Here is a 20,457-nt window from a genome sequence, read left to right on the forward strand (position 1 = left end):
GCCGCTGCAGAGAAGCCTACCGGTCATTCCCCTTCGCGTGACCTGGCGAAGCGGGTCGACCTGGTACTCGTTATAGCCACGCGGTGAACGTCACGAGAGAGCTCGCAGATCTGGCACCCCTAGTGATCGAGGCGGACGGTCAGCCGTGAAACTAGCCGTCCAGCGCTCTCCGCATCATCTCAATCCACTGCGCCGTTTCACTCTCAACCCGGCCTGGATCGACGAGCCGGGAAGGGACCACCTTGCCGTCTCCCATGGCGTCTAGGCACCCGTGTATCGCGGCCTTCTGTGCTGCCCCAAGCGTGGGCAGGCGCGCCATGGTCGGCAGCTCCTGGCAGGAGGTCTTCACGCGCAGGCTCGCGACCGTCGTTCGTAGTTCGATCTCGAGCTCCGGTGTCATCGCGCCCTCAGCTAAGCTCTGCCAGGCGTGAGGTTCCTGACCGCCGTGGAGACCCGCGTCCACTCGGCCCGAGCGGCAGCTCTGAACCGATCAACTGCGGCATTGGCAACCTCCTCGTCTTCCCCGCCCTCGGCCATCTCCTGCAACAGCGCGTCAGCAGCACCGAGAAGCAAAGCCTCAAACGTGCTCAGGTCGGCCTCCGCGAACCCACGACCCAATTGCTCGCCCAGTTCCGTGATCGTCAGGTCTTCGTCAACATGCTCGAAGTCGGAGGTCATAAACCAGGGTCCTTCGCTCAGGTTGCTGACGGCGATTGCGCGGGCTGCTCAGTGACGAGCGACAAGATCGCCGGCGCTTGCGGTTTGGCAGCGTTGAGAGCTGCAGCCAGGGCGTCATGGGCCTCCACGAGAGCAGGAAGCCGAGTAATCAACATGTCATCCAACGCCGCATAAGCGTGGCTCTCAGCCGAAGCCGTTGAAACGCACGCTTGCATCTGCAGAATGTCTTCGAGGGTCTCTCTGACGACTGAGCGGACGGTCGCCACCATAGCCCGTGCCGCGAGCTCGACGCTCACGAGGTCCGCCTGCTTGCCGCTCATGCGCGCTATCCTTCCTCAATTCGCACTGTCCGTCTTCTTAGATGAAGAAATGCCGGCGCCGCCTGCAACCGGCAGAGCGCGTATCTCGATCCAAGTTAAACCAACAGCTGTCGGACGGACCGCGCAAGCCCTGGATCCTGCGCAGTGTGTGAACGAAATGGCCTTGCGGAAGTAAGACCTCGAATTCGGTGCTTTCGCTGACGAGATTGCGGCCGCCTGTTTAGGCGAAAACCGAAATATCAGTATCTTGGCCTTCGCCATCTTGATAGGGCGATGGCAGGGTGACAGCCGTTGCAGGGGTAACTCATTCGGCCAAACGATGGCTAGCTCACCCTCCAATGTTTCGCAATCGTCGCATAGCCGCCGTCTCGCTGCATCTTGGCTAAAACGCCGTCTAAAGCGTTGACAAGTGGGGAATTGGCACGGTTGAAGCCAATCCCGAGAGGTTGCGGGTCGTCCGGGATCTGCCCGAGAATACGCAGACCTGGCGTTTTTCGAACAAACCAAGAAGCGGCCGGCGAAACCTTCATCACCGCCGCTATGCGACCTGCACGGAGGTCCGCGATCGCTTCCGTCAGTTGCGAGAATTGATAGACCCGGACGTTGCCAATTTTGCCAGCTCGGCGCATCGCCACCGCTGTAGTATCATCAGTTGTGGCCGCTTGCACGCCGATGGTTCGGCCCTTCAGATCAGCAAAACCCGTCATCCCCGGCGACCGGGCGGCGTCGATTATAAGGCTGAGCGTTGTCGTCATGAACGGAGCGGACCAAGCGAGCAGCCGTCGACGGCCCGGGGTGATCGTGATGCCGCCGACGATGCAGTCGAAGCGGCGCTCCGCCATCTCCTCCATGATGACTTCCCACCGCGTGTCGACGAATTGTGGCTGCAGCTCGAGCCGAGACGCGACCTCGCTCATGAGATCCACCTCGAAGCCTACCTTCTCGCCCTCGGACACATACTCGAAGGGCGGATTTGTGAAATAAGTGCCTATGCGGAGGACACCTGGTGTCAGCGTGCGCAGCGTCGGCACCGCGAGCGCCACGGAACCCAGCGGCAGCAGCGCGGCGGCCACGGCGGCACAATACGTCTGGCGTAAAAGGTGACGGCGCGGCGAGTACATTTGGTCGATTGCCAAAAAACACTGAGGGATTACAATAGTGAAATATGAGGTTGAGTCACATGCTTGCATCTGCAGGACGTTTTCCAGAGTTTTTCTGTCGACCATCTGGACGCTCGCCACCACGGCCCGCGCAGCGAATCAACGCTCGCAAGGCCCTCCTGCTCACCACTCCAGTCACATGTAATCCTCCCTCATCGCGGTAGATTGTGTTGCGTGCACTTGGGGGCACGCCATCTGATGGCTATGCCCGCATTCCAGGACTCAGCGATTTCACAGGCCGAATACGATAACGAAACGCACCAACTTCAAGTGTGGTTCCGAGATAGCGCTGCGAATTACACGTATGAGAGCGTGCCGATTAGTATCTTCGAGAACCTGCTGAGCGCCGTATCGAAGAGCCGCTATTTCGAGCTGAACATCAGAGGCCGCTATTCCTATATGAGAGGATAGCCGCCGCACACTTTTCTATGCTTCCTTTTGACTTGTTTGCTCTCTCTGGTTGTAGTAGCACAGCTGAATGCTAAGATTAGTTGCAGCTACTTGATGGTGCGGAAGGCGGCACTTTCCGGCAAGGGAACGCTGATCGGCGTCCGTCTGCACCTTCCGCACCTGAGTAAGCTCGACTCATGGATCGCTTGGCAAAAAGAACCCCTAACGCGGCCGGAAGCAATTAGGCGGCTACTCGAGCTGAGCCTGGAACAGGCCGCGAAGAACCCTGAGCACAATAATGAATCTTAGCGTCGTATTTCCAGAGGATTGAGAATTAGATGAGAGGGTGCGTTCTCTACGGTCACCGAGGAAATGAAGTTGTCCGCGTCACAAACGATGAGGTCTTCAGCAAGGCCGGCAATCAGAAGTCTCGGCACATTCTGAGATGGAGCCGACTATGATTTGTGCGGCAGCTTCACTCGCCGTCTAGCACGGCCCGGACCGGTGCCTGCAGCGTGGCACCCGACATGGCGAGCTCGGCTAGCCGCTGACTGAGCCGACCCAAGCGGAAGCCACGTGGCGGAAAGTGTCACTTAAGAGTAGACGAGTTGCGCTTGCTCCGCGGCTGCCACTGTGGCCCTGTTCGCGTCCCGAAAAGGACGACGCCTTGTGAGCGCCGCCAAGTTTAGGGAGGAACGACGGCGCGACGAAGTCAGCGCCGTCGTTCGTTATAGTGGAACGAGTTACGGTGCTGCGCAATCGCTTTCCGGCGATATGCCGGCTCTATCAGTTATGCTGTGAACATGAGGAGGGCGCCACTGACGAGCGCTTGGCGTTTCGAGGCTTCAGCCGGGTCCCGCAGGACCTACGTCCATACATTGAAGTCGGCGTTGCAGAGTGGGTTTGCCCAGCGGCCTTCCTAGCCGAAGGCGTCGGTTAGGTTTCGGCCGCCGCTTGCGCTCCCTGCGAAAAAGTACGGCCTGTGGATCGCGGTATTTGGTGCCGCTACAATAAAGACCGGCGGGATTCACACTGACCTGGCTGCTCTCCGGCTTAGAACTCTGCCAGCAGTTTCCAATCACCGCTTTCTGCGCCTCAAAACGAGCCCGTTGCCGCCGCCCTCCTGGCAGTGCTGACCCGGTGACACCCTACGAAGTTGCCCGACGTCTTATCTAACCGTCTCCCAACCCTCTACCTTCGCTGATGATTATGTCACTGGCGGCCCCGCCGGCGCTACTTGGCAACCGACCACAAGAGAAATTTGCCAAGTAACGAAGAGTTTCAAAACGCGAGCAAGCTGATTGCGTCCGCCGCCCGGCATTGAAGTTGCTTACGTGCTGTCCAAGTTCCGGAGGTCGTAAGGACAAATGCGATGGATGAAACAGCTGCCCTCGCCATCGACAACATTATCGGCTCTGCCGCGACTAAGGACGGCAAGGTGATTCTGATCAAGCTTGACGCGGGCGGTCTCACAATTGAACTAGCGTTTCCCCATGCCAAAGCTCTAGAACTCGCGGTGATCCTGACGCGAGAAGCGGATAGGGCTGCCCTTCGCCACGGTTGAAGATTCCGATTACCTCTCACAATTAGGCGCCGCATGACATCGGGCGGCAATCGAGTCCGAAGTTTGGCTCGACCCGCACCCTGCCTGGTCCGCTCTCATCATGTCGGGCTCTCACCGACCGCAACCAACTGGGATAGGAAGGTCTCTTTTCCTAAAAGTGGGTAAACTCTTCCGAACAGCAAATGCTTACGCTTGCTCCTCGGTTTCCTACACTTCGCTTTTCGGATGTAGAAACGCAACAAAGCGTAACTGCGCATCGCAAGTTAGCCTTCTCGACGCCCCGCCTAAGCGGGCGGCCGGAATCGAACCGACACCTTCGGTCAGGGCGACCGACGCAAGACCACTGTCGCTACACCCACATCGATCATCGATACGTAAGTTTTCAGCAACAGAATTTAAAGGCGATTGCCTCGATCATCAGCACTCTTCCGCCGAAGCTCCTCGAGAGCAGCCTATCCAAGGCGAAAATCCAGGGACGGAGGCGGCGACGCGGCCCGCCACAGGCTGGTGTCTTGGCGCAGTCGTGGTGCTTCCAATGCGAGTAAGGCGCTGGCGAGCTATTCCGGCAGCAGACTGAGAGTTCAGCATTTCGAGGTATACGCGCGCAATAAAAGATGAGGCTTGGCTCCGGACGCGGGCTTGCGGAATGCCTCCGGTCTTCTCACCCTATTGGTAGCTCGAGGTTGAACATGTTGCCTCGCTTCTCTCCATAACAAAGGCGATAGCTTGATGACATCAGCCTTTGTCTATGTGACTGACAAAAACGGTTACGAACTACTCCAGCATTCCGCGATGTCTCTCGTTCTTTCTCAACCCACAGCCTGTAGTATTCACGTCTATTGTTACAAATTTATGCCAGATCCTTCGGACAAATTCGGCGCAACGCTCACTGCGTTCGGAGCCAACGTGACTTTCAGACAAATAAACAATCCTGAAATCGAGGCTCATTCGACTTTCGGCCATGTGACGACGCCCACCCTCCTCAAGCTCTCAGCCGTCACAGAGCTGATTGAACACTATGATCGCGTCATTTATCTTGACAACGACGTTCTGGTTTTCGGCGACCTCAAAATCGGAAGCATTGTCTTTGGCAATTCGCCTGTCGCTGCGGTGACCGACATGGATTTGAGCGAAACTGGGGCGCTTCGAAATACCAAATGGTCGGATGCCGCGGCGGAGAGCTTTGACGTCGGCGACTACTTCAACGCGGGCTTCATGATCTTTGCATCGGAAAACTGGAGAGGCGCAAGTTTTCCTGCGAATTATTCCAAGGCTCTTAGTCAACACGACATAGCCTGTCTCTACAAGGTCGATTGCACATCAATCGATCAGTGTGCCCTCAATTATACCTTCAGAAAAGCATGGCTCAAGTTGCCAGTGACTTATAACATGCAGGCTGGTGCGAAGTTCACCGGCGCCTGGAAGGACGCGGCAGTCAGACACTACTGTGGCCGTCGCAAATTCCTGCCGATAACGGCCTTTCGCAACGATAGAAGGGATGTTCGCTATCTGAGCAACATCCGGCGCAACCTGGGCCGGCCGGCGGCGCCGTGGGCCCTTTGGTATGAAATCCCTTTCCGCCTCAACGTCTTGCGAAAATATCGCAGCGCCGCGTCAATGCGGCGCTTCCTGGATGCACTTCAAAGTTCGAGTGCCATCTCATCTCGATAACGCAAAGTAAGTTGGGCCACGCGCCTCGTGGCGGCGCCATATCCAGGGGCCGCTCCCGAGCACGCTACTTGGGATTAAAAGGCAATGACGCGAGAACGGCCATTGTCACGCCGGCTTGCTCAGCCCCAGGAACGGCGGCAATGTGATGCCGCATTTCCTCAGGTATCCGACGTTCAGGCCGCGTCCAGTTGTAGACCGCCCGCCAGTGCAATTTGAGCGCTGTGGAGAGGGTGTGATATCCGCCGAGAGCATTCACCACATCGACGCTGTTTCGTATCATCCAGATCCTCGTCCGTCCGCAGATGACGAATGGAACCGGTGACCGCTGTTTGTAACGGCCTCCGTGCATCAGTTGCTACAAATCGTAACACCGGCAGCTGACTTGTTGGTCGTGCCCGAGAGGCCCATGTTCCTCAAGAACGGCCCGCGGATGCCATCATGTCCCGTTATACTTTTCTATAGTCACGGGGTCGGGCCGGGGATGATTGACAAAATGGCGATAGAACATGGCGGGGGCCCCCGACCGTCCCTCAGAACATGGAGAGGCCGGCCGCCGCCTTGCATGGTCGGGCCTGCACTGCTCGAAGCGCAGCGTATCGGAGGCGAGTGTGCTGTCAGAGGACGGCGCGAACACCAGAAGGCGACGAAGTAGGCGATGATCTTCCGCCTCGAACTTCTGGTAACGGCCTGGAGATCTACGCGTCAGGGGACGACCTGGCTTCTACCGCCGTTTGGACCCTGCCCGACACTCCCACTAACCTCCTGTCAAGCCATCCACGGGAGCTCTTACTGTGGGGCGGACCCAAATATGCTCCCTTTGAACTGAATCGAGCGGCCGATGCCATACATAAGAGGGCAATACCATTTTCCCTCTACGCCATCTCCTGGACAGATTGACGCCCGCGGCGCGGCCTTCATTCGTCTTCAAGTCTCTTTGTGGAACGTCCTTGCCTTTCATCACGATCGAGAACGCGAGAGGGAAGCTCACTGGCAGCAGCGGGCGAAAGATTGTGCCGCCGAGCTTCGCCGGCTGCTCGATCCTTATGAAGCATCTGCTGCGATTGGGGAGCTGGGCGACAAGCCAAGGCTCGGTTTGCGAGTGAGCTGGCCTCCGGCAAAGAGTGGCCAAAGGAACGTGGTGTCGAACCAAAATTTGAAGCGCAGGAAGGCAAGTAGGTTTCTCGCTGGCGCCGGAAGATCTGCCCGCTCGTCTAGCGAAGGCCTGTATGAGAGAACGGTGGCCGCGATCCGGTTGGCCCTCGAGGAAGCCGGCATCGAGTCATCGCGTAGAATGGGCGGCGGTGCAGGAGTGAGACTGCAGGAGGCGACCCATGACGAGCAAGCATGTCGAGAGCGGTTCATGCTTCTGCGGTGAGATTGTCGCTGAGCTGCGTGGTCAGCCCTTCTAGGTAATGACGACGACTGCCACCGCGCGATCGGCAGCCCTTTGACCATTTGGGTCGGAGTTAGGCCTGGGCAGTTCCACATTACGCGGGGACAACCGAAAACCTTCTCAAAGGCGGACGGTGTTGTTCGGACATTTTGCGCGACTTGCGGAACCTCGATCGGCTACTGTGACCGGGCACTTCCTGACGAGTTTTATGTAACGATCGGCTTCTTCGATCACCCTGAGATATTTCATCCAGAGGCTCATGCTTATTGGGGACTGCGGCTCCCTTGGGTGGAGTTCGCTGACACCTTGCCTCACGTGGACGGCTATTCGCGGGTTCGCGACGCCGCGATAGGCAATCCACGCGAACGACAGAAGGCGACTCGCGCGTGAGCCACTTGTCGGTATTCGCCCACCACTACCACTCTTGCCAAGGCGACGGGATGACGGACTGGATAGCGCTCATAGCGCTCAGCCGTCATCCACGGTCTGACGTACGGTCCGATCTTCAAGGTGCTTCATCAGTTTACACTCGTGCAGGCTGCCATCCTAGCCGTCATTGGTTTGGCGGTGACGTTATGGTTTGGGCTCGATCCGCGGGTATGGTCGCGTCGAACTCAAGACGGCGTGCAGTGATTTCGCCTCCAGCCCATGCTAAAGGCGAAACATGTCGCTGACGATCGCTCTCGCCATCATACTCGGTTGCACGCTTCTCTCTGGCATGGCCGGCGCGCTTGTTCACCGCCGCGTCCGTGTGGATGTCAGACGGCGACATCAGGAAGTAGGAACGACCATTTTCCTACAGCTAGGGGTGATCTTTGCCGTTCTGCTTGCCTTTGTATTCAGTGAGGTGTGGAGCGACTACAACGCTGCCGCAAGCTCTATCGAGCTGGAATGCAGTGCGCTTGAAGACGCGGGCGTGCTAGCTTCGGCGCTGCCGCCAGCTCAGGCCTATGCAGTTTTGAAGGCGGAACAGGTCTACGTCGACGGGGTCATCTATGAGGAATGGCCGCTGATGTTCTCGTCCCGGAGTGAGGACGTCAGCGTCGATGACATGCTGCACTCAGCCATCGTTACGACGGCGCGGCTGCACCCTGCGGATGCCGCTGACCTCGGCCTTCGGCAAGAAATTCTCAGCTATCTAGAACAGGCGCACACGCAGAGGACGATTAGAACCTTTCAGCTCGGCAGCGGCGTGCCAATATTTCTCTGGGCACTTCTGATCTCGTTCGGGGTTGTCCTCGCCGTGTTTGTCAGCATGGCAGGGGTCGAGAGCGGTCGGGCACTCGTGAGCTTCTCAGCGACTTTTGCGGCGGCGGTTGCGGCTATTCTGGTCCTAATCCATTTGCTCGATTTTCCGTTCGAGGGTGCGCTTTCGCTTCCGCCAGGCCATTTCCTCCATACGCTTCATGAGATTACAGAGCTTGCTCAGTCCGTTCGATAGATGCCGGTGGATTTCTACGCATGATGCGCAGGACGTCGCCTCGCGGCAGGGCGGGTCGCGGCCATCAAGGCCTGGATATCACTGGTCGTGACCAGGATCACCCAGCTTGTAGTGCACAAGCAAACACAAGCTGCGTTGTGGCTCGCGAAGGGTGTGTTCGCGATACACAAGGGCTTGAACAAGCAGGAGACCGCCTCGCCTGATCCGCGCAAGTCGGCGGGTCGTTGACCGCATGCCAGACCGTCCACCGCTCGAGATGAGATCAAGGCGTCGATAGCCGAGGTTGAATTTCAGCGAGTGACCGGAATTGCGCGCACGAGGCTGGACCGAGGCGAACTCTCGGCTGGCGCCTACGCTGTGATCCTCGAGCGCGCGAGGAAGGCCCGAGACTCGGTTGATGACGCTCCAGGAACGGCGTAGACCGACGTCAGCGTCGGAACGCGAGGGCGTTTCTGCGCTATGGTGGCCGCTCCAAAGGAGCCCATAATGGACAAGAAGTCGAAGAAGTCACTCATCAGGCCGGGACAGAGATGGCGCGGCTCCAATCCAAAAATGGGACGCAATGAAGCGTCGACCGTGTTACGTACACTCATTCTTAAAGTGGTGATGAAGTTCGAGTTCACGGGGTTGGAAATCAAGTGACAGTAAAAACACTGAATTCGCGAGCGTGGGAGTTTCTGTCAAATGCTCCGGAATGATTGCGTTCGGGGGGCGCAACAACGGGCGATCGATAGCGCGTCACTGTAACACGCCATCCGATGAGCTATTCGCTACCGCCGCAATTACCGTCCCGAACGACAGTGCGTGAATTTCACAGTTGTTGGGCTGACAACAGATGTGACCCCCTCAGTGTGTCGGCAGTCCCGCGCCCTGCCTGGCGCTCACATCGTCAGCGAATCTTGGGCTTGTTCGCGTCGATCCATAGGCGCGCCTCATCAAGGGCCCTCTCGACATCACGGTGCAGCATGCTCCGCCACCCGGTGCCGGCGATCTCGACAAGCCACGCGCCATCCTCCTGATGGATCTCAAGCTTGTAGCCACGATAGACTTCTGCGCGCATTGCCTGCGGCCTCCAGTCTTTGCGCTATCCTACCGCCCTCCGCCTTGTCGCGCACTCAGGTCTCGATCCCCCGATCCCCGAACCTGCGCGGGGCGCTGACTTCACGTGATAGATCGGTCTCGGCCCTGAGAGGCTTGATTTCCTCGCCCAGGGGTCAGGCCGGGCAAAGCGCCACCACCTTCGTCCGGCTGCCATATCGTCCTCCGCGCCATGCGGATTGACGGCAGCATTCTGGTTACCATTTGTAGCAACTGAGTGTTCAGCGGCCGACGCACCGTCGAGCTACGGCTTTCTTCTTCCAGAGGAGGTTTAGAGTCGGATGCTACCCATGGATGAGGATACATGCTGGCTGCAGACCGAGGACGCCGCCAACTATGTGGGGCGCGCGGGTCGATCCGCTTCGGCGCTACATTAGTACCGCCCAAGCCGCGCCATCAGGTCGGAGGATACGAACGGGCCGCGGGGGCCACCATGTTCCGTCGACCATGTTTGCTTTACCATGTCGTTGCGCTGGGATTGACCGCAGCGCCGATCGTCGCGCTAATCACTGGCGTCGTGGGTTAGCTCGTCCTTCGCTGTCTGGATGTCGGGCTCTTGATCTCTGGTGGATTCGTTTACCGTCAGTAGCGTCCTGAGGTGCGTCTACAACTCAGACACCCACCAATAATGCTGAGGGTTCTCTCAGATCGGCGCACCCGTTGGGGATTACCAAGATCTGGGAGTTGAGATTTCGCCAATCCTGCTCAATCGGGTCAGCGTTCCACGGCGTGGGGGCGGATCGAGGCTACCCGGTCACGTATCACTGAGACGGTCTCAGCCGAACAATAGGCCGAGGTTAACGTCATGTTGGCCGGTGTTTGAACTGACTTCGGCGGGGACGATCCAAGCGATCTACGCTCGCCACTTAAGAATCTTATGAATCTTATTACAGATCCGGAGTCAGCGATCTCGGTGGCCACTGAATCCTAAAATGCTCTGTGCGAAGATGCGATCTCCTATCGGCTTCGAGCTCGCCACCCGGAGCTACGGCTGAGGAACCGTTGATCTGCTCGAAACCCAAGCCCACTCTAGCTTTGCGCTCTGTCGGCAACTGCCCACACCACGAACCGTCAAAGGGCCATCGTGACTAGCCCAGCCGATAGCGCTCCTCGTCCTCAATGGTAGTAGTAACGACCATGGCGATAGTAGCGGTGTCGGTAGTACGCTCCCCTGTACCGATAAGGATAATATCGGTGACGGTAATAGTAGACATTCTCGATCGAACTATCGCTGAGGGCGACAGTTACTCGCGACACGATGAGTGTCGCGGGACTGGCCGCCGCTTCATGGGAAACAGGAACACTCAGGAGCCCGGCCACAATCATCATTGGCAGCAAACGCATGGAGCTTGTCTTCCTTAACAGTTTGCCGTCTGGCCAGTCCCCACCCACCCGACAGCCATCTAAGCCAGACTTAGGCGCGGCACCAGGGCGACCGCCGTGAAAGCGCCCCAATATTCTAAGGGCTCAATAAGATTATGCACAGTGCCCACACTCTCCATCCACATGGATGGTTATGGATGGAGAGTTCGGGGTGCCAGGGATCTTGCAAGTCTCTCATCGGGCTTTGTCGACCCCTAGCATTTCGATCAGCGCTTTGACGTCATCGGACGGGCTCCCGGCCACATCCGATGACGGCCGGGGTCGTTCGTCCGGCGAGCAAAATTTAGGGGCGGATAGAGGCCGCGTCATGTCACCGTTTAGGAGGGCGGATCATTGACCGAGGGACTGCCGATCCTTCACGCCCCCTTTTCTCGTGTCATCAAGCACCAGATGAGGATGAAGATGCTTTCGACCCGGGAGACCTTCATGAAGCCTCACGCCCCGCCAAGATGGTCTGTTCGCGACGATGAGGGCACCGCAATTGCCTACACGCGCGACGGAGTGGTCTATTCCGCTTCGACAGGGGGGCGGATCGCTAAGCTTCGTTAGGCCAGCTCTGTACAGCGGACGGTCAAATTCTCGGAATGCTCATGCCCTCGGGAAGAGTTCGCGGAGTAGGAGGCGAACCGCCTTAATCCTTCATGAGGCTCTTCGGAGGAGAATAGCCATTCGGCGGCAGCCCACGATCTCGTGTGTAGGCTTAGGCACCTGACGCAGGTCTGAGGAGGCAGCACCAGCCGCGCCAAGTGCTCGACCTGTTCGTGGACGGTTTGGTTGAGCGGCGCCGCTCTGGTTGAACTCCGCGGCCAGGCCGTTGGGATGCCGACTTCAGAATGCCGCATTGTCGACGGACATAGAGATCCGTATGACAATCGCATTCCACAACGCTGGTTGTGACGGCAGTCACCCGAATCGGGCTGAATAATGACGACCGGGAACACTCAAGAGCACCGGCGCATCGAGGAAGATTAAACCGACAACCATGAAACAGCGTTTGGTGCTCACAGCTGTGCTCGTGAGAGACTACGATGAAGCGATCGCCTTCTATGTGGGTAAACTAGGCTTTGAGGTGCGAGAGGACACGCACCTCTCAGTGGACAAGCGCTGGGTGATTGTCGGACCGCGAGGCGATGGTGCTTCTCTTCTGCTCGCGCGGGCAGACGATGACCGACAGCGCGCGGCTGTCGGTCAGCAGAGTGGTGGCCGAGTATTCCTGTTTCTAGAGACCGACAATTTCACCCGCGACTACGCCGACTATATCGCGAGGGGAGTCACCTTTGTCGAAGAGCCGCGACGTGAGCCCTATGGCACAATAGCGGTCTTCTTGGACCTCTACGGCAATCGTTGGGATTTGGTTGAACCAGAGGTCCCTTCTTAGTGACGCGCTCGCATGAGATAGCGATCGAGCATAAGAAACGAGAGGAGGGTGAGGCCGAAGATCACCTGGCGTCCACTCTCGCCGATGTTGATGGCCGTGAGAAGGCTCACCAGCACCGTCATTAGGATTGCTGCGCAGGCGACCCCTCCGTACGGCGCCCGACCGCCCGCTAGCGCGACCCCGCCGATTGCCGCCACTACAATGCTCGTCAGCACATAGGCGTTGCCCAGCCCTAGGAAGGCTTGGCCAACGTAACCAGTCAGCAGGAAGCCGCCAAAGGCAGCAATGCCGCCGCTCATCATGTACGCGACAATTCGGACCCGCGTTGTGTCAGTTCCGCTCAGGCGCGCGGTGATAGGATTAGCGCCCGTGCGGCATAGCCGTCGCCCCCAGGCCGAGCGCGACAGCAGCCAAATGGCGATCGCTGCTATCACGGCCCAGAGCACGGCCACGGTGGGAATGCCGTGGAAGCTCCGCCCCGTCATCGCGACGAGGCCAGGGCTGGCTCCATTCGCAGGATGGGCCAGGGAGACGCCGACAATCAGGCCGCCGTCTATGACGCTGGAAAGCGCCAGCGTGGTGACGAGCGGCGGCACGCCAAGCACCGCGATGCCCACGCCGTTTACACAGCCCGCGGCGAGGCCGGCTCCGATCGCCACGCCGGCCCCGATCGGGGTCATGGCATTGCTGCCGTTCATCAGCGCCGCGCCCAATATACCGCCGAGGGTCGCAATGGCGCCGACCGATAAGTCGAGTCCCTGGCCGCCCGCTGCCATGACGACTGTTTGACAAAGTCCGAATAGGCCAAGGAAGGACGCGATTTTGAGCTGGTTGGCGATTTGGCCTGGCCCGATGAAGCCAGGCAACAAGACCTCTCCGGCCGCGAGCAGCAGCAGCGTCAAAGCCAGCAAGAGGAGAGGGCGGCCGAGCCGCAATGCCGTCATGCCACAGCCGCACGTTTCTGTTCGAGCACCATGAAACCGAGCGCCGACATGATTACGATGCCTTTGAAGAATTCCTGCCAGATGCTGGGAATGCCGGCGAAGTAAATGACGTTGCTAACGATGCCTAACACGATGGCTCCCACCAATGCGCCCCAAGGGGTGCCCCGACCGCCAGCGAGTGAAATGCCGCCGATGACGACGGCCGCTACCGAAGTGAGCGTATAGGTGTCGCCGACGCGAGCGTCGCCAGACAGCGTCTGCGCAGAAATTGCGATGGCTGCGAGGCCTACCAGCAGCCAACCGACCAGATAGGCGGCGAGCTTGACGCGAAGAACCGATATTCCTGCCTGGAACGCTGCCGCGGGATTGCTGCCAACGGCGACGATCCGCCGGCCGAGACGATGGCGTCCGAGCAAGGTCCAGATCAGCAGCGCGCCCGCCACGATGAACAACGGCACCGGCACGCCGCTGACGGTTCCGGAATAGAGATCACCCACACTTTGATCCAACTCACCGCCCGGCTGCGGAATCAGGGCCAGGGCCAGGCCGAACCAGACGGCCGCGGTTGCAAAGGTAGCGATGAGCGACGGCAGCCCGAAGATCGTCACAATGACGCCGTTGATCGCGCCCAATGCCAGCGCCAGGAGGAGCGCGAGTCCCATCAGCCCCCAGGGGCCTCCCACTGCCGAGATTGGAACCGTCGCCAAAAGACAGTTTATGAGTGAGACGCCAGCGCCCACCGAGAGGTCGAGTTCGCCGCTCAGGACGATCACGGCTTGTGCCAGACAGACAAGGATGGTCGGCGTAAGGGTGGCGATATTGTCTTCGAGCGAGGGCAGGCCGAAGAAATGCGGCTGCAGTCGTGCATTGAGAGCGATGACGACGACGAGCATCAGTAAGCTCGGCAGGATGCCGGTGTAGCGGAGCGCCCTCATCCGGCGGCTTTCCCGAAAGCCGCCGTCATGACGCGCGGCTCGGTCATGGCGTCGCCGCTCAGTTCCTCGACGATGCGGCCTTCGTACATGACCAGGATGCGGTCGCAATGCAGCAACAGCTCCTGGACATCCGAGGCGAAGACGAGCGCCGCGGTACCGGCTTGGGCCAACTCGCCAATGATGGCATAAATCTCGGAGCGGGCATGGACGTCGACGCCTTTTGTCGGGTCACTCAGCAGCATGACCTCGACATCAGTTGCCAACCACTTTCCGATCACGACCTTCTGCTGATTGCCGCCGCTCAAGGCGGAGACCGTTTGGTCCGGCCCGTCGGTCTTGATGAGCAGACGTCGGATCGCGCGCGTGGCGAGGGCCGCGAGCTTCTCCGCGGGCAGGTGCCAGGGACGTGGGGCGAGGGCCAGGAGGACGTAGCCGATGTTCTCGCCGACCGTCTCCCCGGAAAAGAGTCCCTGGCGCCGCCGATCGTCCGGCACCAAGCAGATGCCGCGATTGATCATGTCCCTCGGCCGCCTGGGCGATACAGCGCGGTCCTTGTGCCAAAGCGTGCCGCCGTCGATCCGCCGATCTCCGGCGATCGCCTCCAGTAGTTCCACCTGCCCTTGACCTTGCAGCCCGGCGAGGCCGACGATTTCGCTGCGGCGAAGTTCGAGATCAACACCGCGAACGGCCGGACCGGCGCGCAGGCCTTCCAGCCGCAGAACAGGCTCGCCGATCCTTCGCTCGCCCATCTCGCGCAGCACGGCATCCGGATCGCCGGTCATGAGGGAGAGGATGCGCCCTTCGTCCAGCCGCCCCGAGGTCGTCCAGGCACCAGCCGTCCGGCCGTTGCGCATCACCAGGATGTCGTCGCAGATCGTGTCGATCTCCGCGAGGCGGTGCGAGATGAAGATGACGCTGACGCCCTCTTCTGTCAGTCGCCGGATCGCGGCGAACAGGTGCCCGACTTCCGCGGCGGCAAGAGCCGCCGTCGGTTCGTCGAGGATTAGTACTCGCGGTCTGCGAGCGAGCGCGCGGGCAATCTCGACCAGCTGCTGGCCGGCGGCAGTCAGCGTGCCTGCCGGTGCCGCGATATCCAGCCGGCTGCCAAGTTCCGACAGCACGTCGGTCGTCCGGCGTCGGGCTTTCGCGCGGTCAATGAAACCACCAGCGTAGCTGAGTTCAGCGCCCAGAAAGACGTTTTCCCAGACCGGCATGTCGGGCGCCAGGCTTGGATGCTGATGCGCGATGACAATGCCCAGGCGCGCGGCATCCTGCGGCGAGGCATGGCGCAGCGGCGCGCCCGCCAGATGCATCTCCCCGCCGCCCGACGACAACTCACCCGCGATGATGCGGGACAGCGTGCTCTTTCCCGACCCGTTCGCTCCTAGCAAGCCGAGGACGCGGCCTTGCCGCAATGTCAGATCAACGCCGGCAAGCGCTACGACACCACCAAAGTGTTTGGTGATCCCGCGCGCAATCAGGAGCGGGGGTGCGATTTCCCCGTCGGTCGGCGGCGCTGCCGGCAGACCCTCAGGTGAAGAAAGCATCAAGCTGTGGTTCCGAGAACCATTCTGCCAGAAAGTAGCTGTCAGGTTGATCCTTCATCGAGGCAAGGGTCGCATCCAGGTTGTCGCGGGTCACCTGAAGGTGGATTGGATAGTAGATGACGCCGTCCGGCACGGGCTTGAGCTTGCGGCCCGCCGCCAGTCGCACCGCGATACCGATGGCGTTGCGGCTGATATCCGGCGGGTTAGGCTGCGCGAAAGCGCGCATGTTGGTGCCGCTGTCTAGTTCCTTTTTCCAGGCAATCAAGAAGGCCTTCTGCGCTTCGCCCGTCATTACCGGGATCGGCCGTCGCGCATTTTGAAAGGCGCGCAGAACCCCGAGCCCCATCGAGTCTTCCACGAAGGCGCCGTCAATCTGCGGCTGCGCGGCGATGACCGTCGCCATCACGCTCTGCGCCTTGGCGTGATCCCACATGCCGTAGCCGGACCAGACGATGTCGATGCCGGGATATTTGCCAAAGACGTCGTGCGCGGCACGGCGTCGGGTTTCGGCGGCCGGATTGCCGGGAATGCCGTCCATGACGACGACTTTGCCTTTGCCGTTCAACGTATGGGCGATCCATTCCGCATAGCGGGTCGCCCAGGCGTAGTGATCGACCGTGACGCTCAGCGCGTATCTGTTCTTCACCGCCTGATCGAAGGCGATCACAGGAATGCCGGCGCGCTTCGCCTCGTTGATGACACTGCCGAGAGCAGTGCCAGAGTTCGCATCCATGGTGATCACGGACACGCCCTGCAGGATCATGTTGTGGATGTCCTGGATCTGTTGGTTGACGTCGGCGCCGGCCTGCTGGACCACGAGCTTGGACGCCTGGCCCTTGGCCTGATATCCGGCGAATTGCGCCTGCGCGCCGGCCACCATCTGGTTGCGCCATTCCGAACCGAAGTAGCCGTTCGAGAGGCCGATCACGACATCTGAAGCGGCGGCAGGTTTTACGCGCAGGCCCATGGCGGCGGCACCTGCTGCCGCCGCGCCCATCATCAGATCTCTTCTTTGCATCGTCCGATTCCGCCTTTTCAGCCATTTCTACTGGTGTTGCGCGGGGGTTAGTCCGCGGCCATTTGCCGGTCGGCGGAGACACGACCCTCGAAACGCTTGTGAAACTGACCATCCTTCATGATGGCGAGCAGAGAGTGCCGGTCCTGCATCAGGCTGAGGTCGAGCAAGGGATTACCGTCGACCAGCAGGATGTCGGCGAGATAACCCGCCGCGATCCGGCCCATTTTTTCGCCCGACTTGCCAGCCCACGCCTCACCGCCGTAGGCCGTCGCTGCGCGCAGCGCCTCCCACGGCGCGAAGCCGAAGAGGTTGACAAAGTGCTCAAGGTCGCGAGCCTCGGTGCCGTGGGGCAGCCAGGCAAAGCCATAATCCCCGAAAGGCACGACTTTGATCCCGGCCTCATGCATCTTGATCATCACCTTGATGCCTTCTTCAAGCTCCCGTTTGTTGCCGATCATCTCGGCAACATCGGTGGTGATGCCCCAGTCTTTAGCCTCGTATGTCGTGTTATAGCGCGCCGCGATGGCAGGCGAGATGTAATGCTTGTGCTTGACACGCTCCAGCATCTCGATCGTCTCGTCTGTAGCGAAAGATGCGTGGAAGATGAACTCGACATTGTGCTTGATGCACTGCCGCACGGAACTGTCGGCATGCGCGTGGGCTGCAATCCGTTTGCCAATGTTGTTGGCTGTGTCGCAGATCGCCGCGACCTCTTCGTCGGTCATCGGATTGTCATAGGCCGCCATACGGGGATAGCAGAAGCTGTCGCCGGAGTTGTTGAATTTGATGAGGTCGACGCCTTCGCGGATCAGCATGCGAACCGTCTTGCGGAATTCCTCCGGGCCGTCGCAGATGATGGAGACAGAAGGATGTTTGGCCTCAAGCTGATTGTCGTCCGCGAGGCCCCCGGTTACGGTCAATTCGGGCGAGCCCGCCAGCATCCGAGGACCGGGAATGCGGCCCTTGTTGATTTCGTTGCGGATCACGATGTCGAGCCGTGGCTTGGCGGAGGCGGCGCCGATAATGGAGGTGAAGCCCATATCTAGCGCGAGCTTCGCATTATGCATGCTGAGAAGGACATGCTCCTCGACCGGAAGAGCGGTGAGCTCAGCGACGGTGGTGCCATTGTTGTAGGTCGGATGGGCATGGGTGTTGACCATGCCGGGCATCAGGGTGGCCCCGCCGGCATCGATCACCTGCGCGCCCTCGCGCGGCAGGCTCTCGCCTGGCGCTGCCACAGCGTAAATGCGATTGCCCTGAACCAGCACCTCGCCGGGCAACAGTTCTTTGGCTGTGCCTTCGAAAATCATCGTGTTCGTGAACAGCGTTTTCGCCATTTTCATTTCCCCCAATTCTGGCCGCCAGTCCGTCTTATCAGCCTCTCGCCATTTCAGAGACGCCCAAGGTAACGCGGCCCGCGACTTTTGCGTGTAGCCGTCCAGGCAATGCTGTTGGCGACAATTCCCCATCGGGGCTTTGGGCGTAGATTTCGGCAGCCTCGATCAGAGCCTGCGTATCCTCGGGCACCAAACCGCCAAATCGGATTACAGTCTTCCCGGGTTCGCGCAATGCGGCGGCGCAGGGATTAGGGCAGGTGTTCAGGCACTCGACCATGCGCACCGCGATCGAACCGCCGGCCGCCACCTCCACCGCGCGTGCCAGCCGCTCCCCGGGTGTCATCTCTCTCATAGGCGGCGCTGCGTAGCGGTTGCAGGTCGTGCAGATGAAGATACGGCCCATGACCCGACTAGGCGGCCTGAGATGATCGCTGTCGCGAATAGAAGAGGGTCATCGCGTAGTTGACCTGTTTGGCGCGCTCAATCGTCGCCCAATGGCCGCAGCCGTCCAGCACGCGAAGTTCCGCACCGGGGATGGCGGCGGCCAGTGCGGACGCCGTATCTGGGGGCGCCGTCCGGTCCTGGTCGCCGGTCAGCAGCAAGGCTGGGCAGCGCAGCGCTGAGAGATCGGCGCGGCTCAGGGCCGCCAGGGCTTCGCAATTACGCGCGTAACCCTCTGCGGGTTGCCCCATGATACTCTCGCGCACATAGGCGGCCGCGGCCGGTTGATTTACTTTCGTATCATCCGAGGTCCCGGCGGCAACGATGGCGTCGGCGATCGCCACCATGCCCTCCGCCCGCACTTTCGCCGCACGGTCTCGCAAAGCCTTGCGGGCGGGTTCGGGGGGTTCCGGAAAGGCGCCGACGAGCGCCAGGCTCGCGACCTTATCGGCATAGCGCGCCGCATAATGCTGGCAGATGATCGTGCCGAGTGAGTGGCCGGCGAGGTGGACACGGCCGCCGCCAGCCTGTTCAACGACGTCATGAAGGTCGGCAACCAAGCTGTCGATCGTGACACCGTCGCGCAGCGAGGTGCGCCCCGAGCCAGGGAGATCGTATGCAACAAGACGAAGATCGCGCTTCAAGACCTGCGCCTGCGGATACCATGTATTTGTACTGCCGCCGAGGCCGTGGACAAACATAAGCAGCTCGCCTTTACCGCCCAGTTCTTCGACGAAGCGGCCATCATTGCGTTGTTCGATCATCGTCGCTTCCTTACTTCGCTTCCAACACGGCATGCGAAGGTTTTGGCGTGGCGCCAGGCATCCGCCGCACCGTATTGCGCAAAACTCCGATCCCAGCGATTTCCACTTCGATCACGTCGCCGTCGCCCAGGAAGCGCGGTGGGTTGAAGCCAATGCCGACGCCCTCGGGCGTGCCGGTAGCGATGACGTCTCCGGGGCAAAGTGTGACGCATCGAGAAATCGTCTCGATGAGGGTGGGCACATCGAAGATGAGGTCCGCGGTAGTCGCGTTCTGGCGCGTTTCACCATTGACCCGGCACGTAACACGAAGATCGCTACCGTCGATCTCATCGGCGGTGACGATCCATGGGCCCATAGGCCCAAACCCGTCGATCCCCTTGCCGAGAAACCACTGCTTGTGCTGACGCTGCAGATCACGTGCCGTGACGTCGTTAAGGATGGTGTAGCCGAAGACATGTGCCAACGCATTTGCGCGGCCGATGCCGCGGCCGCCGCGGCCAATGACAACCGCGAGCTCCGCCTCGTAGTCGACGGCAGCATCGATGCCGGGCCACAGCGGAATATCATCGCCGTGCGCCGAAATCGCGCCGGAAGGCTTGGTGAAAATGATGGGATATTCCGGGACCGCGTCGGCAGCGGTTGACCCCGCATCAAACCCGCTTCGGGAAAACTCATGCGCGTGCGCATGATAGTTCTTGCCGACGCACATGATGTTATGCGGGGGCGCCAGTATGGGCGCGAGCAGCCGGGCATCCTCTAGTGCACGTCCACCGCCGGTGGGCGCGGCGATCCCAGAGACGTGGGTCAGATGTGCGATTGTCGACACCATATCGCCGCTTATGCGATCCGGTAGGCCGGGGATCGCCTCGTCCAACGACCAGTACAGCCCATCTTCGACATCGACGACGCAGACCGTCGGTCGCCCTTCATGAAGGATTGTTGCGAGTTTCATTGGTGATCCAATCTAGACCAATCTCGACGCTTGGGCTCCCAAT

The 20,457-nt window shown here is 60.0% G+C and carries 20 protein-coding genes, 1 tRNA gene and 1 pseudogene; 7 read left to right on the plus strand and 15 right to left on the minus strand.

The window, feature by feature from the left end; genetic code table 11:
- Nucleotides 1–151: 151 nt before the first annotated feature.
- From GSQ83_RS12565 to GSQ83_RS12580, 4 genes are all read right to left on the minus strand, one after another.
- On the minus strand, nucleotides 152–400 hold the full coding sequence (locus GSQ83_RS12565; RefSeq protein WP_158803236.1) for a hypothetical protein: 249 nt from the start codon (nucleotides 398–400) through the stop codon (nucleotides 152–154).
- A gap of 11 nt (nucleotides 401–411) precedes the next feature.
- Nucleotides 412–678: a hypothetical protein gene (locus GSQ83_RS12570; protein ID WP_158803237.1), complete on the minus strand. Its 267-nt coding sequence runs from the start codon at nucleotides 676–678 to the stop codon at nucleotides 412–414.
- Between the two features lie 17 nt (nucleotides 679–695).
- Complete coding sequence (locus tag GSQ83_RS12575; RefSeq protein WP_158803238.1) at nucleotides 696–998, minus strand: hypothetical protein; 303 nt, start codon at nucleotides 996–998, stop codon at nucleotides 696–698.
- A gap of 323 nt (nucleotides 999–1,321) precedes the next feature.
- Nucleotides 1,322–2,239, minus strand: a complete 918-nt coding sequence (locus GSQ83_RS12580) for an ABC transporter substrate-binding protein (protein WP_158803239.1) — start codon at nucleotides 2,237–2,239, stop codon at nucleotides 1,322–1,324.
- Nucleotides 2,240–2,362: 123 nt separating this feature from the next.
- On the opposite strand from GSQ83_RS12580, the gene GSQ83_RS31240 reads away from it, so the two are divergent.
- Nucleotides 2,363–2,569 (plus strand): KTSC domain-containing protein, encoded by a 207-nt coding sequence (locus tag GSQ83_RS31240; RefSeq protein ID WP_371418007.1) that lies wholly within the window; start codon nucleotides 2,363–2,365, stop codon nucleotides 2,567–2,569.
- Between the two features lie 1,351 nt (nucleotides 2,570–3,920).
- Nucleotides 3,921–4,112 (plus strand): hypothetical protein, encoded by a 192-nt coding sequence (locus tag GSQ83_RS12590; protein WP_158803241.1) that lies wholly within the window; start codon nucleotides 3,921–3,923, stop codon nucleotides 4,110–4,112.
- Nucleotides 4,113–4,399: 287 nt separating this feature from the next.
- On the opposite strand, the gene GSQ83_RS12595 is transcribed toward GSQ83_RS12590, so the two are convergent.
- Nucleotides 4,400–4,471: transfer RNA gene (locus GSQ83_RS12595), tRNA-Gly, on the minus strand.
- 370 nt (nucleotides 4,472–4,841) lie between these two features.
- Here GSQ83_RS12595 and GSQ83_RS12600 point away from each other — a divergent pair.
- Nucleotides 4,842–5,783, plus strand: a complete 942-nt coding sequence (locus GSQ83_RS12600) for a glycosyltransferase (RefSeq protein WP_158803242.1) — start codon at nucleotides 4,842–4,844, stop codon at nucleotides 5,781–5,783.
- Between the two features lie 64 nt (nucleotides 5,784–5,847).
- Here GSQ83_RS12600 and GSQ83_RS12605 read toward each other — a convergent pair whose 3' ends face one another.
- Nucleotides 5,848–6,063: a hypothetical protein gene (locus GSQ83_RS12605; RefSeq protein ID WP_158803243.1), complete on the minus strand. Its 216-nt coding sequence runs from the start codon at nucleotides 6,061–6,063 to the stop codon at nucleotides 5,848–5,850.
- Between the two features lie 1,149 nt (nucleotides 6,064–7,212).
- Here GSQ83_RS12605 and GSQ83_RS31245 point away from each other — a divergent pair.
- The 3 genes and pseudogenes from GSQ83_RS31245 to GSQ83_RS12620 all read left to right on the plus strand — a co-directional run.
- Nucleotides 7,213–7,566, plus strand: a pseudogene (locus GSQ83_RS31245) (GFA family protein); the annotation flags it as partial.
- A gap of 274 nt (nucleotides 7,567–7,840) precedes the next feature.
- Nucleotides 7,841–8,617, plus strand: coding sequence for a DUF4239 domain-containing protein (locus GSQ83_RS12615; protein WP_158803244.1), 777 nt, complete (start codon nucleotides 7,841–7,843; stop codon nucleotides 8,615–8,617).
- A gap of 486 nt (nucleotides 8,618–9,103) precedes the next feature.
- Nucleotides 9,104–9,259, plus strand: a complete 156-nt coding sequence (locus GSQ83_RS12620; RefSeq protein ID WP_158803245.1) for a hypothetical protein — start codon at nucleotides 9,104–9,106, stop codon at nucleotides 9,257–9,259.
- Between the two features lie 247 nt (nucleotides 9,260–9,506).
- Here the strand turns inward: GSQ83_RS12620 and GSQ83_RS12625 are convergent, their stop codons facing one another.
- On the minus strand, nucleotides 9,507–9,677 hold the full coding sequence (locus GSQ83_RS12625; protein WP_158803246.1) for a hypothetical protein: 171 nt from the start codon (nucleotides 9,675–9,677) through the stop codon (nucleotides 9,507–9,509).
- 2,403 nt (nucleotides 9,678–12,080) lie between these two features.
- Here GSQ83_RS12625 and GSQ83_RS12630 point away from each other — a divergent pair.
- Complete coding sequence (locus tag GSQ83_RS12630) at nucleotides 12,081–12,476, plus strand: VOC family protein (protein WP_158803247.1); 396 nt, start codon at nucleotides 12,081–12,083, stop codon at nucleotides 12,474–12,476.
- Here GSQ83_RS12630 and GSQ83_RS12635 read toward each other — a convergent pair.
- The 8 genes from GSQ83_RS12635 to GSQ83_RS12670 are packed head-to-tail and all read right to left on the minus strand — an operon-like array spanning nucleotide 12,473 to nucleotide 20,414.
- Complete coding sequence (locus GSQ83_RS12635) at nucleotides 12,473–13,420, minus strand: ABC transporter permease (protein ID WP_158803248.1); 948 nt, start codon at nucleotides 13,418–13,420, stop codon at nucleotides 12,473–12,475. The two genes, GSQ83_RS12630 and GSQ83_RS12635, sit on opposite strands and share 4 nt — an antisense overlap.
- Nucleotides 13,417–14,355: an ABC transporter permease gene (locus GSQ83_RS12640; RefSeq protein WP_158803249.1), complete on the minus strand. Its 939-nt coding sequence runs from the start codon at nucleotides 14,353–14,355 to the stop codon at nucleotides 13,417–13,419. The genes GSQ83_RS12635 and GSQ83_RS12640 overlap by 4 nt, the downstream gene beginning before the upstream one ends.
- The gene (locus GSQ83_RS12645; RefSeq protein ID WP_254065655.1) at nucleotides 14,352–15,902 is read right to left on the minus strand and encodes a sugar ABC transporter ATP-binding protein; all 1,551 of its coding nucleotides are present in this window, start codon (nucleotides 15,900–15,902) and stop codon (nucleotides 14,352–14,354) included. The genes GSQ83_RS12640 and GSQ83_RS12645 overlap by 4 nt, the downstream gene beginning before the upstream one ends.
- On the minus strand, nucleotides 15,886–16,920 hold the full coding sequence (locus GSQ83_RS12650) for a substrate-binding domain-containing protein (protein WP_158803251.1): 1,035 nt from the start codon (nucleotides 16,918–16,920) through the stop codon (nucleotides 15,886–15,888). Before GSQ83_RS12650 ends, GSQ83_RS12645 begins: the two co-directional genes overlap by 17 nt.
- A gap of 47 nt (nucleotides 16,921–16,967) precedes the next feature.
- Nucleotides 16,968–18,257: an amidohydrolase family protein gene (locus tag GSQ83_RS12655; protein WP_158803252.1), complete on the minus strand. Its 1,290-nt coding sequence runs from the start codon at nucleotides 18,255–18,257 to the stop codon at nucleotides 16,968–16,970.
- 37 nt (nucleotides 18,258–18,294) lie between these two features.
- Nucleotides 18,295–18,660 (minus strand): DUF1636 family protein, encoded by a 366-nt coding sequence (locus tag GSQ83_RS12660; RefSeq protein WP_158803253.1) that lies wholly within the window; start codon nucleotides 18,658–18,660, stop codon nucleotides 18,295–18,297.
- 7 nt (nucleotides 18,661–18,667) lie between these two features.
- Complete coding sequence (locus GSQ83_RS12665; RefSeq protein ID WP_158803254.1) at nucleotides 18,668–19,462, minus strand: alpha/beta fold hydrolase; 795 nt, start codon at nucleotides 19,460–19,462, stop codon at nucleotides 18,668–18,670.
- Nucleotides 19,463–19,472: 10 nt separating this feature from the next.
- Nucleotides 19,473–20,414 (minus strand): fumarylacetoacetate hydrolase family protein, encoded by a 942-nt coding sequence (locus tag GSQ83_RS12670; protein ID WP_158803255.1) that lies wholly within the window; start codon nucleotides 20,412–20,414, stop codon nucleotides 19,473–19,475.
- Nucleotides 20,415–20,457: the final 43 nt, after the last annotated feature.

Source organism: Acidisoma sp. L85 (assembly GCF_009765865.1).
GTDB lineage: Bacteria > Pseudomonadota > Alphaproteobacteria > Acetobacterales > Acetobacteraceae > Acidisoma.

Coding starts and splice junctions, on each gene's coding strand:
- GSQ83_RS12605 (WP_158803243.1), bottom strand. CDS start 6,063: ATGATACGAAACAGCGTCGATGTGGTGAATGCTCTCGGCGGATATCAC.
- GSQ83_RS31240 (WP_371418007.1), top strand. CDS start 2,363: ATGCCCGCATTCCAGGACTCAGCGATTTCACAGGCCGAATACGATAAC.
- GSQ83_RS12650 (WP_158803251.1), bottom strand. CDS start 16,920: ATGCAAAGAAGAGATCTGATGATGGGCGCGGCGGCAGCAGGTGCCGCC.
- GSQ83_RS12570 (WP_158803237.1), bottom strand. CDS start 678: ATGACCTCCGACTTCGAGCATGTTGACGAAGACCTGACGATCACGGAA.
- GSQ83_RS12665 (WP_158803254.1), bottom strand. CDS start 19,462: ATGATCGAACAACGCAATGATGGCCGCTTCGTCGAAGAACTGGGCGGT.
- GSQ83_RS12620 (WP_158803245.1), top strand. CDS start 9,104: ATGGACAAGAAGTCGAAGAAGTCACTCATCAGGCCGGGACAGAGATGG.
- GSQ83_RS12635 (WP_158803248.1), bottom strand. CDS start 13,420: ATGACGGCATTGCGGCTCGGCCGCCCTCTCCTCTTGCTGGCTTTGACG.
- GSQ83_RS12660 (WP_158803253.1), bottom strand. CDS start 18,660: ATGGGCCGTATCTTCATCTGCACGACCTGCAACCGCTACGCAGCGCCG.
- GSQ83_RS12590 (WP_158803241.1), top strand. CDS start 3,921: ATGGATGAAACAGCTGCCCTCGCCATCGACAACATTATCGGCTCTGCC.
- GSQ83_RS12630 (WP_158803247.1), top strand. CDS start 12,081: ATGAAACAGCGTTTGGTGCTCACAGCTGTGCTCGTGAGAGACTACGAT.
- GSQ83_RS12565 (WP_158803236.1), bottom strand. CDS start 400: ATGACACCGGAGCTCGAGATCGAACTACGAACGACGGTCGCGAGCCTG.
- GSQ83_RS12600 (WP_158803242.1), top strand. CDS start 4,842: ATGACATCAGCCTTTGTCTATGTGACTGACAAAAACGGTTACGAACTA.
- GSQ83_RS12625 (WP_158803246.1), bottom strand. CDS start 9,677: ATGCGCGCAGAAGTCTATCGTGGCTACAAGCTTGAGATCCATCAGGAG.
- GSQ83_RS12640 (WP_158803249.1), bottom strand. CDS start 14,355: ATGAGGGCGCTCCGCTACACCGGCATCCTGCCGAGCTTACTGATGCTC.
- GSQ83_RS12575 (WP_158803238.1), bottom strand. CDS start 998: ATGAGCGGCAAGCAGGCGGACCTCGTGAGCGTCGAGCTCGCGGCACGG.
- GSQ83_RS12615 (WP_158803244.1), top strand. CDS start 7,841: ATGTCGCTGACGATCGCTCTCGCCATCATACTCGGTTGCACGCTTCTC.
- GSQ83_RS12670 (WP_158803255.1), bottom strand. CDS start 20,414: ATGAAACTCGCAACAATCCTTCATGAAGGGCGACCGACGGTCTGCGTC.
- GSQ83_RS12645 (WP_254065655.1), bottom strand. CDS start 15,902: ATGCTTTCTTCACCTGAGGGTCTGCCGGCAGCGCCGCCGACCGACGGG.
- GSQ83_RS12655 (WP_158803252.1), bottom strand. CDS start 18,257: ATGGCGAAAACGCTGTTCACGAACACGATGATTTTCGAAGGCACAGCC.